Origin of the sequence: Algibacter sp. (genome assembly GCF_049667265.1) — a bacterium.
Classification (GTDB): Bacteria; Bacteroidota; Bacteroidia; order Flavobacteriales; family Flavobacteriaceae; genus Algibacter_B.
Map to the genome: position 1 here is coordinate 1 of NZ_JBATHX010000065.1, position 16553 is coordinate 16553.

General features: G+C 34.7%; 11 protein-coding genes and 1 pseudogene. 7 read left to right on the plus strand and 5 right to left on the minus strand.

Annotated elements, in window-relative coordinates; genetic code table 11:
• Nucleotides 1-392: pseudogene (locus WBN21_RS02435) on the plus strand (protein-tyrosine-phosphatase); the annotation flags it as partial.
• Nucleotides 393-618: 226 nt separating this feature from the next.
• On the opposite strand, the gene WBN21_RS02440 reads toward WBN21_RS02435, so the two are convergent.
• Genes WBN21_RS02440 through WBN21_RS02450 form a run of 3 tightly spaced genes read right to left on the minus strand, consistent with a single transcriptional unit; the run spans nt 619 to nt 4200 of the window.
• Nucleotides 619-2448, minus strand: coding sequence for a GNAT family N-acyltransferase (locus tag WBN21_RS02440; RefSeq protein ID WP_424197712.1), 1830 nt, complete (start codon nt 2446-2448; stop codon nt 619-621).
• A gap of 22 nt (nt 2449-2470) precedes the next feature.
• On the minus strand, nt 2471-3721 hold the full coding sequence (locus tag WBN21_RS02445) for an aspartate kinase (RefSeq protein WP_424197713.1): 1251 nt from the start codon (nt 3719-3721) through the stop codon (nt 2471-2473).
• Entirely contained in the window at nt 3721-4200 is a 480-nt protein-coding gene (locus WBN21_RS02450; RefSeq protein ID WP_424197714.1) for an N-acetyltransferase family protein, read from the minus strand. Before WBN21_RS02450 ends, WBN21_RS02445 begins: the two co-directional genes overlap by 1 nt.
• Nucleotides 4201-4321: 121 nt before the next feature.
• Between WBN21_RS02450 and fbp the strand changes: the two genes are divergently transcribed.
• Nucleotides 4322-5326: a class 1 fructose-bisphosphatase gene (gene fbp, locus WBN21_RS02455; protein WP_424197715.1), complete on the plus strand. Its 1005-nt coding sequence runs from the start codon at nt 4322-4324 to the stop codon at nt 5324-5326.
• A gap of 71 nt (nt 5327-5397) precedes the next feature.
• On the opposite strand, the gene WBN21_RS02460 is transcribed toward fbp, so the two are convergent.
• Both WBN21_RS02460 and gltB read right to left on the minus strand, forming a co-directional pair.
• Nucleotides 5398-6861, minus strand: a complete 1464-nt coding sequence (locus WBN21_RS02460) for a glutamate synthase subunit beta (RefSeq protein WP_424197716.1) — start codon at nt 6859-6861, stop codon at nt 5398-5400.
• A gap of 4 nt (nt 6862-6865) precedes the next feature.
• Nucleotides 6866-11380: a glutamate synthase large subunit gene (gltB, locus tag WBN21_RS02465; protein ID WP_424197717.1), complete on the minus strand. Its 4515-nt coding sequence runs from the start codon at nt 11378-11380 to the stop codon at nt 6866-6868.
• A 511-nt stretch (nt 11381-11891) separates the two neighbouring features.
• Here gltB and WBN21_RS02470 point away from each other — a divergent pair.
• The 5 genes from WBN21_RS02470 to WBN21_RS02490 all read left to right on the plus strand — a co-directional run bounded on the left by WBN21_RS02470 (nt 11892) and on the right by WBN21_RS02490 (nt 16527).
• On the plus strand, nt 11892-12902 hold the full coding sequence (locus tag WBN21_RS02470; RefSeq protein ID WP_424197718.1) for an outer membrane beta-barrel protein: 1011 nt from the start codon (nt 11892-11894) through the stop codon (nt 12900-12902).
• 92 nt (nt 12903-12994) lie between these two features.
• A complete protein-coding gene (locus tag WBN21_RS02475) occupies nt 12995-14284 on the plus strand; it encodes an ammonium transporter (RefSeq protein WP_424197719.1) in 1290 nt (429 codons plus the stop codon).
• Nucleotides 14285-14443: 159 nt separating this feature from the next.
• Nucleotides 14444-14794 (plus strand): P-II family nitrogen regulator, encoded by a 351-nt coding sequence (locus tag WBN21_RS02480; protein WP_424197720.1) that lies wholly within the window; start codon nt 14444-14446, stop codon nt 14792-14794.
• An 11-nt stretch (nt 14795-14805) separates the two neighbouring features.
• Nucleotides 14806-16035, plus strand: a complete 1230-nt coding sequence (locus WBN21_RS02485) for an ammonium transporter (RefSeq protein ID WP_424197721.1) — start codon at nt 14806-14808, stop codon at nt 16033-16035.
• Between the two features lie 153 nt (nt 16036-16188).
• The gene (locus tag WBN21_RS02490; RefSeq protein WP_424197722.1) at nt 16189-16527 is read left to right on the plus strand and encodes a P-II family nitrogen regulator; all 339 of its coding nucleotides are present in this window, start codon (nt 16189-16191) and stop codon (nt 16525-16527) included.
• Nucleotides 16528-16553 lie beyond the last annotated feature (26 nt).

Sequence of the window (16553 nt, forward strand, 5' to 3'; positions counted from 1 at the left end):
ATGTGAATTGCTATTCGGGAGGAACAGAAGCAACGGCCATGTTTCCAAAAGTTGGCGAAACGTTAAATAACCAAGGCTTTAAAATCATAAAACTTTCCGAAGAAGAAAACCCCGTTTATAGTATTAAATTTTCAAAAAACGAACCCAGTATTATTGCATTTTCAAAACAGTTTAGTGATGAATTTAATCCAGCTTCGGAGTTTGCAGCAATAATGACTTGCTCTTCGGCCGATTCGGGTTGCCCTTTTGTATTAGGAAGTGATAAGCGTATTCCAATAACTTATGAAGACCCAAAAGCGTCTGATGGAACGCCACAACAAACAGAAACTTATTTTAATAGAAGTTTGCAAATTGCAACCGAAATGAAATATGTGTTTTCTAGTTTAGGGTAAACGTTATATAAAAAAACACCCTAAAATCTACTCTAGGAGACCACTCTCTTAGTTGAATAGGACGATTGTCCCCTTGAGAGGACTTTAGGTGTGAAATATAATAATTGCATCGCTTAAAACTGTCATGAATACGTATGTTTTAAAAATCTAAAAGTTCTTTTGCGTTAGGCCTGCCTGCCGGCAGGCAGGCGCCCAAATTAAAAGTTTAGCAATGCAGATGTGTCATTTAATCACCGTTGTTTTCAGAAAGTTTACGTTCCAATTCGGCTTGAAACTCTTCCATTACTGGTTTTACAGTACTTTCGGGTAGGTCGGCAATGCGAATATACATTAAGCCATCAACCGAGTTATTAAATAATGGATCCACGTTAAAGGCGACTAAGCGCGCATTTTGTTTAATATATTTTTTAAGCAATACGGGTAGGCGCAATGCTCCCGGTTCTATTTCATCTATAAATTTATCAAACTTGTTTAAATCGGCTTCGGCCTCGTCAAAAACAAAATCTTTGTCGGCATCTTTCAGTTTTACCTTAAATTCCTTTTTTGGATGCACGTATTGCGCAATATATGGGTCGTAGTAATGCGATTTCATAAACTCAACCATTAATGATTTTGAGAAGTTTGAAAACTGATTACTGATACTTACACCGCCAATTAAAAATTTGTGTTCTGGGTAGCGCAGCGTGGTATGCACAATGCCTTTCCAAAGTAAAAATAAAGGCATAGGCCTTTGCTGGTATTCCTTAATTATAAAAGCACGACCCATTTCTATGGACTGGCTCATCATTTTATAAAGTTCGGGTTCAAACCTAAATAAATCTTGTAAATAAAAACCATTAATACCGAATTGTTCGAAAATTTTTGAACCTAATCCCATACGGTAAGCACCAGCAAGCACTTTCTTTTCGTTATCCCACAAAAACATATGGTGATAGTAATTATCAAAAGTATCTAAATCAATAGCTTCATTTGTGCCTTCTCCAACCTCTCTAAAAGTAATTTCTCTTAAACGTCCTATTTCTTGAAGTATATTGGGCATTTTTTCCGCTTGGGCCAAAAAAACTTCATAATTTTTACTTTCTAAAAGTCTAGAATCATTTTGTCTGAGGGCATCAACTTCAGCAATCATTAACGTATTATCAACAGGCGTTACAATGTTTTTTGGTGCTTTAGGCACTTTTAATGTTGATGAAATGTTATCTAATATATTGGATTTGTCCTCGAATGCATTGGAGAGCATATAGGTTTTCCGACGTAAAAATTCTGAAAAATCTTCAAGACTTTCATGTTCCTTTTGGTCATTCACTGAAATTGGTTTCCCGATTCTAACCTTTATAGTGCGTCTTTTTTGAGATAATACTTCCGATGGTAATTTAGCTGTTCGGAAGGTGTCACTAATTTTAGAAAGCTTATAAAATAATTTACTGTTTTTTGCATGAAAATAAATAGGAACTACGGGAACTTCAGCTTTTTTAACCAATTTCATTGCCGCTTCTTCCCATGGCCTATCAACAACTAATTTTCCATCGCGGTAGGTAGATACTTCCCCAGCAGGGAAAACACCTAACGGATGCCCCGCTCTTAAATGAAGTAGGGAATTTTTAAATCCAGCAATACTAGATTTCACATCTTTCCGGTCTTCAAAAGGGTTTACAGGCATAATGTATGGCACTAATGGTTCTATTCTATGAAGTAAAAAATTAGCAATTATTTTAAAATCTTTGCGCTGTTCGACCATTAATTTTAAAAGTAAAATCCCGTCTATTCCGCCAAGTGGATGATTGGATACCGTTATATAGGCACCATCTTTTGGCAAGCGTTTTAAATCCTCCTCTGGAATTTCGAATTTTATTTGAAACTCTTCTAAAATACTATCTAGGAACTCAACATCCTTAAGGTGCTTATTTCTAAGGTAAAACTTGTTTATTGTAGATATTTTTAGAACTTTCATTAAAACCCAACCTATAAAAGTGCCTATAAACCCATATTTGTCTAGCTGTATGGCTTTGGCAACTTCTTTGGCGGTTACTAACCCTGTATCTTGTGGTTTGGTCATGCGTGTAAATGTACTAAATTGTTTATTTAGTAACTATTTGAACGGTTTCTTGTGTTAATTGTTTCAATAGTATGGTTTTACCAGTTTCAATTTGGTCTATTGACGTTTTATTATAATGCCGAATGGTATATAGTGATACATTCTCGTTGCAAGTTACTTTAAATTTTGCTTTTAAGTGCTGTAAAAGTTTTTCAAGATTGTTATAAATATTATCAACACAAACTGAAAAACTTATTGCTGAATTTTGAATAACATCTACTTTCATTTTGTATTGATGTAAAAGATTGAATATGTCACTAATATTTTCTTCTACAATATATGAGAAATCTAAAGATGATAGGGATATTAAAACTTGGTTTTTCTTTACTATAAAACAAGGAATTAAAGGCTCTAAAGTGGTGTTTTTTCCTATCTGAGTTCCTGCAGCTTCTGGATTTAAAAAGGATTTAACGTACAAAGGGATCTCCTTACCTTGCAGAGGTTGTAATGTTTTTGGGTGAATTACGGAAGCGCCATAAAATGCCAACTCAATAGCCTCGCGGTACGATATTTTATTTAAAAGCTGGGCATTTTCAAAGTAACGAGGATCTGCATTTAAAATCCCAGGAACATCTTTCCAAATCGTTACGCTATTTGCATTTAAACAATAGGCATAAATGGCGGCCGTGTAATCGCTACCCTCTCTACCTAGCGTGGTGGAAAAATTATTTGAATCGCTACCTAAAAAACCTTGGGTAATATTTAAATAGGACGTATTAAAATTTGATGCTATTAGCTGTTGTGTTTCTTTCCAATTAACGTTGGCTCTTCTGTGATAATTATCTGTTTTAATTTGAGTTCTAACATCAATCCAGTTATTTTTTAATCCAATTGAATTTAAATATTCGCTGATTATAGTGGTTGACACAAGTTCTCCGAAACCTATAGTTTGGTCGTAAACAAAATTATAATCTGGAGATTTGTTAGTTTTTAAAAAGCTATTTAACTCATCAAATAAATCATTTACTTTTTTAAAAGCTGTATGATTTACGTTGTCAAACAAGTCTAATAAAATTTCGTTGTGATATTTTTTTACTTCTTGTAATGAGCTTTGAAGTTCTGCTTTGTTTTCAAAATAGTTTTTTAAAACCAACTCCAGAGCATTGGTGGTTTTTCCCATGGCGGAAACAACAATAAGGGTGTTTTTAGAGCCCAATTTTTTTAAAACTGATGCTAAATTTTTTACACCGTTTGCGTCTTTTATTGAGGCACCACCAAACTTAAATACTTGCATTATAAATTTGCTACGTAGTTATTAATACCTGTTTCGTCTAGCCAAACAACATCCCAATCGCGTAATACTTTTGCACCTTTTCTCTCATAAAAAGTAATGGCTTTATCGTTCCAATCAATTACTTCCCAATTTATACGTTTAACCCCTAATTGGTGGCCGTGTGTTACCACCTTATCGAGCAGGGCTGTGCCTAATCCTGTGCCTCGCATGGCTTTACTAACAATTAAATCTTCAAGATGAATTATTTTTCCTTTCCAGGTAGAGTAGCGATTGTAAATAAGAGCAATGCCTTCAATTTTAGAATTTACTTCAGCAACAAAACAATGAAATGCTGGATGGGCGCCAAAACCATCGTTTTGTAATTCTTCAACCGTTACTTCAACAGCGTCTGGCTCTTTTTCAAAAATAGCAAGTTCATTGATTAAATGAAGCACTCTTGGCATATCATTTTTTTTTGCGCTCCTAATTGTGAATTCCATAGTTATCGGTTAATATGTCAAATATAACTCAAAGTTGAGTATTTAATGGAATTAATGTTTCACGAAAACGATGTAGTTTGTTAAAATTTATAGATATTTGTGGGAAACAAAACCAATATTTATGTCTCAAAAAATGCAAACCTTAGGAGAATTCATTATTGAAAACCAAGCGTCATTTCAATATTCTTCGGGAGAATTATCAAGTCTTATAAATTCAATCCGATTAGCGGCTAAAGTGGTGAATCATGAGGTTAATAAAGCAGGACTAGTAGATATTATTGGAAAGGCTGGAGATACAAATATACAAGGTGAAGACCAGCAAAAACTGGACGTTTATGCGAATGAAAAATTTATCCAAACCCTTACAAATAGAAATATTGTTTGCGGTATTGCTAGTGAAGAAGAAGATGATTTTATAAGCATTAATAGTCAAGATGAAAATCATCAAAACAAATATATTGTGCTTATTGACCCGTTAGATGGCTCTTCAAACATTGATGTAAATGTTTCAGTTGGTACTATTTTTTCTATTTATAGACGTGTTACACCTGTAGGAACACCTGTTAAACTTAAGGATTTTTTACAAAAAGGAAGTGAGCAAGTGGCTGCAGGTTATGTGGTTTATGGAACATCAACTATGTTAGTTTATACTACTGGTGATGGTGTTAATGGGTTTACTTTAAATCCAGCAATAGGGTCATTTTATTTGTCGCATCCTAATATGGAATTCCCTGTAGATGGGAGTATTTACTCGGTAAATGAAGGTAATTATTTTGACTTTCCTTTAGGGATTAAAAATTACATTAAATATTGCCAAAAGGAAGAGGATGACCGACCTTATACTTCTAGATATATTGGCTCGTTAGTTTCCGATTTTCATAGAAATATGATAAAAGGTGGCATTTATATGTATCCACAAGGTTCTAAAAACCCTAATGGAAAATTACGTTTATTATATGAATGTAACCCAATGGCATATTTAGCAGAACAAGCTAATGGACTAGCTAGTGATGGATTTACAAGAATTATGGATATTGAACCTACAGAATTACACCAGCGTGTGCCATTTATATGTGGTAGTAAAAATATGGTGGAAAAGGCACAGGAGTTTATGCGTAATGCCTAATAATTTTAGTAAATAAATAAAAAAAAGCGAACTGAAAAGTTCGCTTTTTTTTTTCAAAATTATACCTTAGACTACATCGCAACTAGATCGCCAGAATCATCTTTAGTTGGTAAATTTGATTTACCCATTAAATATAAATCTACTTGTCTTGCAGCTTCTCTACCTTCAGAAATAGCCCAAACAATTAATGATTGTCCACGGCGCATATCACCTGCTGTAAAGATGTTTGGAATGTTTGTTTGATATTTTCCATAATCAGCTTTGTAATTAGAACGCGCATCGGTTGTAATACCTAATTTATCAGCAATAGTGCTTTCAGGGCCTGTAAAACCTAGTGCTAATAAAGCTAAATCACACGGCCAAGTTTTTTCAGTACCTTCAATTTCTATTAATTGGGGACGTTGACCCGGAACCATTTTCCACTCTACATTTACCGTTTTTAAAGCTGTTAATTTACCATTTTTATCTTTTACGAATTCTTTAGTATTGATTAGCCAGTTACGCTCAACACCTTCCTTATGTGAAGATGAAGTTTTTAACTGTAATGGCCAAAAAGGCCAAGGCGTAGTTGGTGAACGGTGTCCTGGTGGTTTTGGCATGATTTCAAAATTAACAACCGATTTTGCACCATGACGGTTTGAGGTTCCTATACAATCTGAACCGGTATCACCACCACCAATTACAATAACATTTTTATCGGTAGCCATTACTTGATTTTCTACCTTTTTACCAAAAAGGACTTTAGTTTGTTGCGTTAAGAAATCCATAGCTTGTACCACACCATCAGCATCAATGCCCGTAGTTGGTAAGCTTCTTCTCACTGTAGCACCTCCACAAAGCACCACCGAATCAAAGGCTTTTAAATCTTTAACATCGTAATTAACACCAACGTTTACATTCGTTTTAAACACAATACCTTCAGCTTCAAGAATTTTAATACGACGGTCTATAATTCCTTTTTCCATTTTGAAATTAGGAATTCCGTAGCGAAGTAATCCACCAACTTCATCGTCGCGTTCAAAAACAGTTACTATATGTCCAGCTCTATTTAATTGTTGAGCAGCTGCTAAACCAGCAGGCCCAGAACCAACAACAGCAATAGTTTTTCCTGTTCTTGTTTTTGGTGGTTGAGGTTTAATCCAACCTTCTTTAAAGGCACGCTCAACAATGTTTTTTTCAATATTTTCGATAGATACAGGATCTTCAATAATACCTAATACACATGATTGCTCACATGGTGCAGGACATAAACGACCTGTAAATTCAGGAAAGTTATTTGTTGAATGCAAGATCCAAGAGGCTTTTTGCCACTCGCCTTGATGAACCATATGGTTAAAATCAGGAATTAAATTACCTAACGGGCAACCACTATGGCAAAACGGAATTCCGCAATCCATACAACGAGACCCTTGTTTGGTTATTTCTGCCTCACTCAATGGCACAGTAAATTCTTTATAATCTTTTACACGATCCTTAACAGGTGTATAAGTTTCATCTTGTCTTTCAAATTCTTTAAATCCAGTTACTTTTCCCATGACACTATGCTGTTGTTAATTCTTCTACCATTGGTTCTTCAGTTTCTAAACGTTTTAAAGCACGTTTGTATTCAGTTGGCATCACTCTTACAAATTTACCAAGACTTGTATCCCAATCTGCTAATAATCTCTTAGCAAGAATACTATCTGTATAAAGTGCGTGTTTCTCAATAGTTTGTTTTAAATCGTTTGCATCTTCACTTGTAATATCTTCAAACTCTATAGTTTCGGTATTACATAATCCGTTTATAAATTTGTTTTCAGGGTCGTAAACATAAGCAATACCACCACTCATACCTGCAGCAAAGTTTCTTCCAGTTTTACCTAGAACAATTACCTTTCCGCCAGTCATATACTCACAACAATGATCTCCAACACCTTCAACAACAGTTGTTGCTCCAGAGTTTCTTACTGCAAAACGTTCACCTGCAATACCGTTAATGTAAGCTTCACCAGCTACGGCGCCGAATAGACAAACATTACCAATTATAATATTGTTTTCAGCTATAAAATCTGCTTTAGCCGGTTTTTTAACAATTAGTTTAGCTCCAGATAAACCTTTCCCTAAATAATCATTTGTATTTCCTTCTAAAATGAATGATAAACCATGTGCTCCAAAAGCTCCAAAACTTTGTCCTGCAGACCCTGTAAAGTTAATATTCAAGGTGTCTTCAGGTAAGCCTAAATGACCGTAAACTTTAGAAATCTCGTTACTAACAATGGCACCAACAGTACGGTCTATATTGTTTATTGGATAATTTAAAGTCATTTTTTCTTTACGATATAAGGCTCTGTGAGAATCTTTTAATATGGTAAAGTCTAAAACTTCATCTAAGTTATGATCTTGACCTTCTGTATTTCTAACTATAAGTTCTCTATAAGCAGCCGGCCTGTGCAATATGCTAGATAAATCTAGCCCTTTAGCTTTATAATGTGTAATCGCTTTATTTGCGTTTATTTTATGTGTTTGCCCCACCATTTCCGCCAGCGTTCTAAACCCTAACTGTGCCATGATACCTCTTAATTCTTCCGCTATATAGAAGAAGAAATTTATAACGTGCTCTGGTGTACCTTTAAAGTTTTTACGTAACTCCTTATCTTGAGTTGCAATACCTACAGGACATGTATTTAAGTGACACTTACGCATCATAATACAACCTGAAGCTACTAATGGAGCGGTTGCGAAGCCAAATTCTTCAGCACCTAATAAGGCTGCTATGGCTACATCTCGACCAGTTTTTAACTGACCATCACACTCTACTACAATTCTACTTCTTAAGTTATTTAAAACTAAGGTTTGTTGTGCTTCAGCTAATCCAAGTTCCCATGGTAGACCTGCATGTTTTAGTGATGTAAGAGGAGAAGCTCCTGTTCCACCATCATAACCTGAAATTAATACCACATCTGCTTTTGCTTTTGCAACACCAGCAGCAATAGTACCAACACCAACTTCTGAAACTAATTTAACATTAATTCGAGCTTCGCGATTGGCATTTTTTAAATCGAAAATTAATTGTGCTAAATCTTCAATGGAATAAATATCGTGATGCGGCGGTGGTGAAATCAGCCCTACAAAAGGAGTTGAATTACGTACTGCAGCAATCCATGGATATACTTTTTCGCCAGGTAATTGCCCGCCTTCCCCAGGTTTAGCACCTTGCGCCATTTTTATTTGAATTTCTTGAGCATTTGTTAAGTAATGCGAAGTCACTCCAAAACGACCGGATGCTACTTGTTTAATAGCTGAATTTCGGCTATCGCCATTAACGTCTTTTTGAAAACGTTTTCTGTCTTCTCCACCTTCACCAGAATTAGATTTTCCTCCAATTCTATTCATTGCAATAGCTAAATTTTCATGAGCTTCACGAGAAATAGACCCATAAGACATGGCTCCAGTTTTAAACTTTTTAACAATCTCCGTCCAAGGTTCTACTTCATCTATAGGAATAGGATCTAAGTTGTCAAACTCAAATAAACCACGGATAGTCATTAAGTTTTCAGCTTGCTCATTTATGGCTTTTGCATAAACGTCATAACTAGCTTGATCGCTTAATCTAACAGCCTGTTGCAGTTTTGAAACTGTTGTTGGGTTGAATAAGTGGCGCTCACCATTACGTCTCCACCTGTAATCGCCTCCAATGTTTAATCCTAAATTTTTATCAATTGAATTGTCTGGATAGGCTTGTTTATAACGTTGGTCAATTTCTTTTTCAATTTCATATAATCCAATACCTTCAATTCTAGAAGCTGTATATGGGAAATATTTTTCAACAAATGGAGAATTGAAACCAACAATTTCGAATATTTGAGAACCTCTGTACGAATGTAATGTAGAGATTCCAATTTTGTTCATTATTTTTAAAATTCCTTTCCCGATAGCTTTATTGAAATTATCAACAGCTTTTTGTTCATCCATACCAGTAATGAAGCCTTCTTTAACTTGCATTCTGATAATTTCGTTAACCATATAAGGGTTTATGGCACTAGCACCGTAACCAAATAAGGTTGCAAAATGATGTGGCTCACGAGGTTCTGCCGATTCTATAATAATATCGAAAAACGAACGCTTACGTAAACGATTCAGTTGATGATTTACATAAGAACATGCTAACAAAGCAGGAATTGGTGCTAAATCTTTGTTTACACCTCTATCTGAAAGAATAATGATATTTGTTTTTCTGACTAATGCTTTTTCAATTTGAATGATAATATCATCTAAACCATTTTCTAAACCATTCATACCCTCGATTTTTGGGTATAACATTTGAATAGTTTCTGTCTTAAATCCTTCAACTGAAATATCTCTGATTTTTTCTAAATCGCCATTAGAAATTACAGGATTCTGAATTTTTAGCTTCCTACATTGTCTTTCAGTTATGCTGAATATGTTTCTGTCTTTTCCAAGATTTAAGCTAATATCGGTTACTATTTCTTCACGAATTCCATCTAATGGTGGATTGGTTACTTGAGCAAATAGTTGCTTAAAGTAGTTTGAAATTAATTGTGGTCTGTCAGATAAAACAGCTAAAGGCGTATCAATACCCATTGATCCTAATGCTTCTTTTCCAACAATAGCCATTGGTGTGATAACCTCTTGGATATCTTCGAAGGTATAATTGAATAAACGTTGACGCGTTTTAACGTCAATCGTTTCTATCGGACAGGTTTCACTTGTATAAGGAATGTCTTTTAAATGTAATCTTGTTTTATCAAGCCATTCTTGATATGGTCTTTCTGAAACAATTTTACTTTTTATTTCTTCATCGTTTATAATGCGACCTTCGTTCATATCTACCAAGAACATTTTTCCTGGTTCTAATCTACCATGTTCTTTAACATCTTCTGGAGCAACTTCAACCACGCCAATTTCAGATGACATAATTATTTTACCACTTTTGGTAACGGTATATCTTGAAGGTCTTAAACCGTTTCTATCCAATAATGCTCCAATATAATCGCCATCTGTAAAAGGTACTGAGGCTGGACCATCCCAAGGTTCCATAATACTGGCATTATACTCATAAAACGCTTTACGTTCTTTAGACATCGTAGCGTGTTTTTCCCATGCTTCGGGAATCATCATCATCATGATTTCTGGTAACGAACGCCCTGTATGTGTTAGTAATTCAACCACCATATCCATAGATGCTGAATCTGATTTTCCTGGTAAAATTATTGGGAATAATTTTTCTATTTGCGGTCCGAAAACATCACTTTTCATGATTTCTTCACGAACACGCATTCTGCTTACGTTTCCACGAAGGGTGTTAATTTCACCATTCTGACACATATGACGGAAAGGTTGTGCCAATTCCCACGTTGGCATGGTATTGGTTGAGAAACGTTGGTGTACTAAGGCCAAACGAGTCACTAAATCTATTTGTTGTAAGTCGGTATAATATGGTCCAATATCTTCAGGCATTATAATACCTTTATATATTAAGGTTGTTGCTGATAAACTTGGAACATAAAAATAACCACTTTCAGAAATTTTAGAATTCCTAATGGTATGTTCCGTTATTTTTCGAGCAGCATATAATTTAGCCTTAAAAGTAGCTTCATCAATTGTTTCAGTTTTTCCAATAAATATTTGCTCAATGTTAGGTTCAGATGCTAAAGCAATTTGCCCAAGTTGAGAAGAATCAACGGGCACTTTTCGCCATCCTAATATTGAAAGACCTTGTGCTTCTACTTCTTTTTCAAAAGTTTTTTTACAAAAATCAAATTGGTTAATCACTTTTGGTAGGAATACCATACCAACAGCATATTCTCTTTGTTCTGGAATTTCAAAATCACAAACACGTTTAAAATAGTCATGAGGGATATCAATTAATAACCCAGCGCCATCACCAGTTTTTCCATCGGCACTCACACCACCACGGTGTTCCAATTTCACAAGAATTTCTAAGGCATCATGAATGATTTGATTTGTTTTCTCTCCTTTAAGGTTACAAATAAAACCTGCGCCGCAGTTCTCGTGTTCAAATTCTGGTAAATAAAGTCCTTGCTTCTTAATCATAGTCAACAATAAATTAATTTAAAAACTTGAGTTGAAAGGTAAAGATACGTGCTAAGATTTGAATTACAATAGGTGCATTTCATTATTTCGATTTTAGAAGCCAATAGGATATAAAAATAATTATATGTCAATATTACACCACTTTTTTAATAAATATCCAAACTATAAAATTTGTTAATATATAGGTATATCTGAATTAATGGTAATGATTCTTTTGAAAAACGAAAATTATGTTATAAATAACTGGAAAAAACTGACAATACCACAACTTGTCTTGTTGTTAATAATTCAAAATTCTAATAGTTTTAATTAATACCCTTAAAAAAATAGGGTAAAAAATGAAATTTCAATAAAAATTAACCAAATACCCCTATTTTTTATGGGGGTTAGAAGTTTTTCACATAGTTTAGCCCCGTTCTTAAGGAATTTTAGACCTAAAAAACATTTAACTTAAAAAAAACTAATCAATGTTTAGGTCTAAGAAAATAATCAACTTAAAATGAAAACAATTATGAAAAAATTATTTACACTTTCAATGCTTTTTGTAGCAACAGCGTTATTTGCACAAGAAGAAGCAACAGAAAAAAAACTTTCAATTAGTGGTAGTGTTGATGCTTATTATAGAACTACATTTAACGATGCTGGTTTAGCAACTACAGATCCGGGAACTGCTTTTGCAGGCCAAACAGGTTTTGCGGTTGGTATGGGTAACATTATTGCGAGCTATGAAAGCGGTAAAGTAGGTGCTGTATTAGATTTAGTTACTGGGCCAAGAGGTGCAGGTGCTACTTTTAGCAACGATATTATTGACGGTATTGTAAATCAAGCATATGCTTACTGGAATGTTTCAGAAGGTACTACTATAACTATGGGACGTTTTAATACGTTTTTAGGGTATGAAGTTATTGCTCCAGCAGCAAACTTTAACTATAGTACTTCTTATTTATTTTCAAGCGGACCATTCTCACATGTTGGTATTAAAGCTGATTTTACTTTGTCAGATGACATGAGCTTAATGTTAGGCGTTATGAACCCATGGGATACTAATGATATTTCAGGAACTGGTGAATATGCACTTGGGGGGCAATTAGGTTACAAAGGGCAATTCCTTAATTTATACTATGATAGTGGTAAAAACGGTGGTTTAGGTTTTGAGATAGATTATACTGGTGGATTTGATCTTTCAGATGACTTCTTCATGGGAATAAATGCAGCGTATAATACAAATGATGCCACTAAAGATGGTTTCTACGGTGTTGCACTTTACCCACAATTAGCAACTTCTGATAATTTTTCAATTGGTTTAAGAGGGGAATTATTTCAACCAACTTTTGATGGAAAAACAGATGGGATCGAGGCTATTACGGCTTTTACATTAACAGGTAGTGCTACTATTGAAAATAACTTAATCATTAAGCCAGAAATTAGATTAGATAGCTCTAAAGGAAGATTTGCTGATGCTGATGGCGCAGCTTCTGATAGCTTGATGGCTTTTACACTTGCTACAATCTTCTCGTTCTAACGAGAAAAAAATATAAAAAGAGAATAAAGGCAAGTTCTCTAATCTAGAGAACTTGCCTTTATTTATTTAACTAACCCTAAAAATTATTTATTATGTCTATATTAAACATGCCCCTTATAATGATGCAAGATACTGCCGCAATTGAAGGTGATATGGGAATGATGTGGATGCTTCTTTCAGGTATCTTAGTATTCTTCATGCAAGCAGGATTCTTCTTAGTAGAGTCTGGAATGACAGATTCAAAAAACGCTGTAAATATAGCGATGAAAAACTTCCTTGATATCGCAGTAGGTTCATTAGCCTTCTGGTTTATAGGATACTCTTTAATGTATGGTGCTGATATGGGTGGAGGTTTCTTCCACTGGGGTGGCTTTACATTCTCTCAAGGTGCAGCCGATTTATTCTTTCAAACGGTTTTTGCCGCTACTGCCGCAACTATTGTTTCTGGGGCTATTGCTGGTAGAACAAAATATACAACGTATGCCATTTTTAGTATTCTACTAACAGCATTCATTTATCCAATCGCTGGTGGTTGGGAATGGAATGGTGGTTGGTTAAACAATACTGACGGAATAATGCCTGCTGAATTTATCGATTTTGCTGGATCTTCAATTGTTCACTCTGTTGGTGGATGGGCTGCACTTGTTGCCGCTTGGATGGTAGGTCCTAGAATAGGTAAATTCCTTGACGGTAAACCAATAGAAATGCACGGTCATAACCAAATGTATGCTACTTTAGGTGTATTTATCCTTTGGTTAGGATGGTTTGGTTTTAATGGAGGTTCTCAATTAGCTTGGGGTGGCGATGATGCTACTGCTGCTGCTCAAGTAGTACTGGTAACAAACTTAGCTGCTTCTGCAGGTGCTTTAGGTGCTTTATTACTTACTTGGTTTAAAAATGGAAAACCAAACTTAAGTATGACTTTAAATGGTGCACTTGCTGGTTTAGTAAGTATTACTGCTGGTTGTGGAAACATGAGCGAAGGTGGTGCTGTTTTGGCAGGATTAATTGGAGGTCTATTAGTAGTCTTCGCAATTGGTTTTGTAGAAAAAACATTAAAAATTGATGATGCTGTAGGTGCTATTTCAGTACACGGTATTTGTGGTGCTTGGGGAACTTTAGTAATAGGTCTTTGGGGTATCGATGGTGATGCTGGTATTGGTCTTTTTAATGGTGGAGGTGCTGCACAGTTAGGAGCTCAAGCTATTGGGGTTGTAGCTTATGCTGTATGGGCCATAGGTTTATCGTTTATTTTTCTATATATCATGAAAAAGACGGTTGGTCTAAGAGTTACTGAAGCAGAAGAAATTGCTGGTCTTGACTGGACAGAACATGGTTCTATTGCTTACCCTGGTAAGAGACAAAGAGAAATTGAAGAGTAATCTTTATTATAAATGAATTTAATATCTAAAAGATACCTTATTAATAAGGTGTCTTTTAGACTTTAACATAAGAAGGAATAATTACGTATGAATAGTTTGGCTATTAAAAATTAAATTTTTCCTATTTTAACAAACTAAACAAATATAAGATAATGAATTATGAAAAAAATTGAAGCAATCATTAGAAAATCTAAATTTAGCGCCGTAAAAGAAGCGTTGCATCAAGTAGATGTAAACTTCTTCTCTTATTGGGATGTAACAGGTTTAGGTAACGAAAAAGAAGGTCATGTTTACAGAGGTGTAAGTTATAGTACTAGCGATATTCAAAGAAGATATTTATCAATAGTAGTGAATGACGATTTTGAACAAGTAACTTTAGAAGCCTTGTTGAAATCTGCTGCAACAGGAGAAGTTGGAGATGGTAAAATTTTCGTATCAGACATTACAGAGGCTTATAGAATAAGAACTGGAGAAAAAGGAGGTCACACTTTAAAGAAAATATCAAAATAAAATAACATAATATGGACGCAATATTTACAGCTAACAATGTATGGATGATGATCTGTACAGCACTCGTTTTCTTCATGCACACAGGTTTTGCATTTTTAGAAATTGGGTTAACAAGACAAAAAAATACAATAAACATTTTATTTAAAAATATTTTTATAATCACGGTTGGGTTATTACTTTATTATGTAGCAGGATTTAATTTGATGTACCCAGGTTTTGCAGAAGATTCTTCAGGAATTTTTGGTTTTGCAGGATTTGGTATTGCACCACCTGAAAACGGAATGACTCCTGATTATGCTGATGGTGGTTATACATGGTGGACAGATTTCTTATTTCAAGGGATGTTTGCTGCAACAGCTGCAACTATTGTTTCAGGAGCCGTTGCTGAGCGTATGAAAATTGGTGCATTTATGATTTTTACAGTTATTTATGTAGGTTTAGTTTATCCAATTGCCGGATCATGGAAATGGGGTGGTGGATTCTTAGACCAAATGGGATTCTATGATTTTGCTGGTTCTACTTTAGTGCACTCTGTAGGAGGATGGGCTGCTTTAGTTGCGGTTTATTTATTAGGTTCAAGAATTGGTAAATTTAAAAACGGAAAGGCTCAGGCAATTCCGGGTCATAGTATACCGTTAGCAACTGCTGGTGTTTTAATTCTTTGGTTAGGATGGTTTGGATTTAACGGTGGTTCTGTTCTTTCTGCTGATCCAGAATTAACATCATTAACTTTAGTTACAACATGTTTAGCTGCTGCTTCAGGTGGTGTGATTGCTATGGTAGTGTCATTTCTAAAATATAAAAATTTAGATTTAACTATGTTCTTAAATGGTATTTTAGGTGGTTTAGTAGGTATTACTGCCGGTGCAGATGTTATGACTCCAGAAAGTGCTATCATTATTGGTGGTATTGCAGGTGCTCTTATTGTATTTGCAGTTGCCTTTATAGATGCTATTAAATTAGATGATCCAGTTGGAGCAATAGCAGTACACTTAATATGCGGTATTTGGGGAACTTTAGCAGTTGGAATATTTTCAACTAACCCAGAGCATTCATTCTTAATACAATTATTGGGAGTTGCATGTTATGCAGGATTTTGTATAGTAACATCGTTCATTATCATTTTCACACTTAAGAAAACGATAGGAATAAGAGTTTCTGAAAAAGAAGAATTAGAAGGATTAGATGCACATGAACATGGAATGGATGCTTATCCAGATTTCAGGTTGAATGAGCACTAAGATTTAGTACTTAGTTTAGTTAGTTTGATAAAAGGATGTCTTACAATTAGTATGGCATCCTTTTTTTTTGTTTTAAAATCATTTTTAATGAGATAGCTTAATTTGTTGCCAATATTTTTTACTTTTATATAAATTATTAATAATCTTATTATCATGAAAAAAATAGAAGCCATTATTCGGAAGTCCAAGTTTACCGTAGTTAAGGAAGCGCTTCATGACGTTGGAGTAAATTTTTTCTCCTATTGGGATGTTACAGGATTAGGAAACGAAAAGGAAGGCCATGTTTATAGAGGCATTTCATATAGTACAAGTGATATTCAACGTAGGTACCTTTCAATCGTTGTAAATGACGATTTTGAAGCTGCTACGATAAAAGCTATTTTGAGTTCTGCTGCAACTGGAAATGTTGGTGATGGAAAAATTTTCGTTTCAGATATCAATGAAAGCTATAGAATAAGAACTGGCGAAAAAGGAGGCGATACTTTAAATTAGTACGATACAGATATATCAGAATTAGA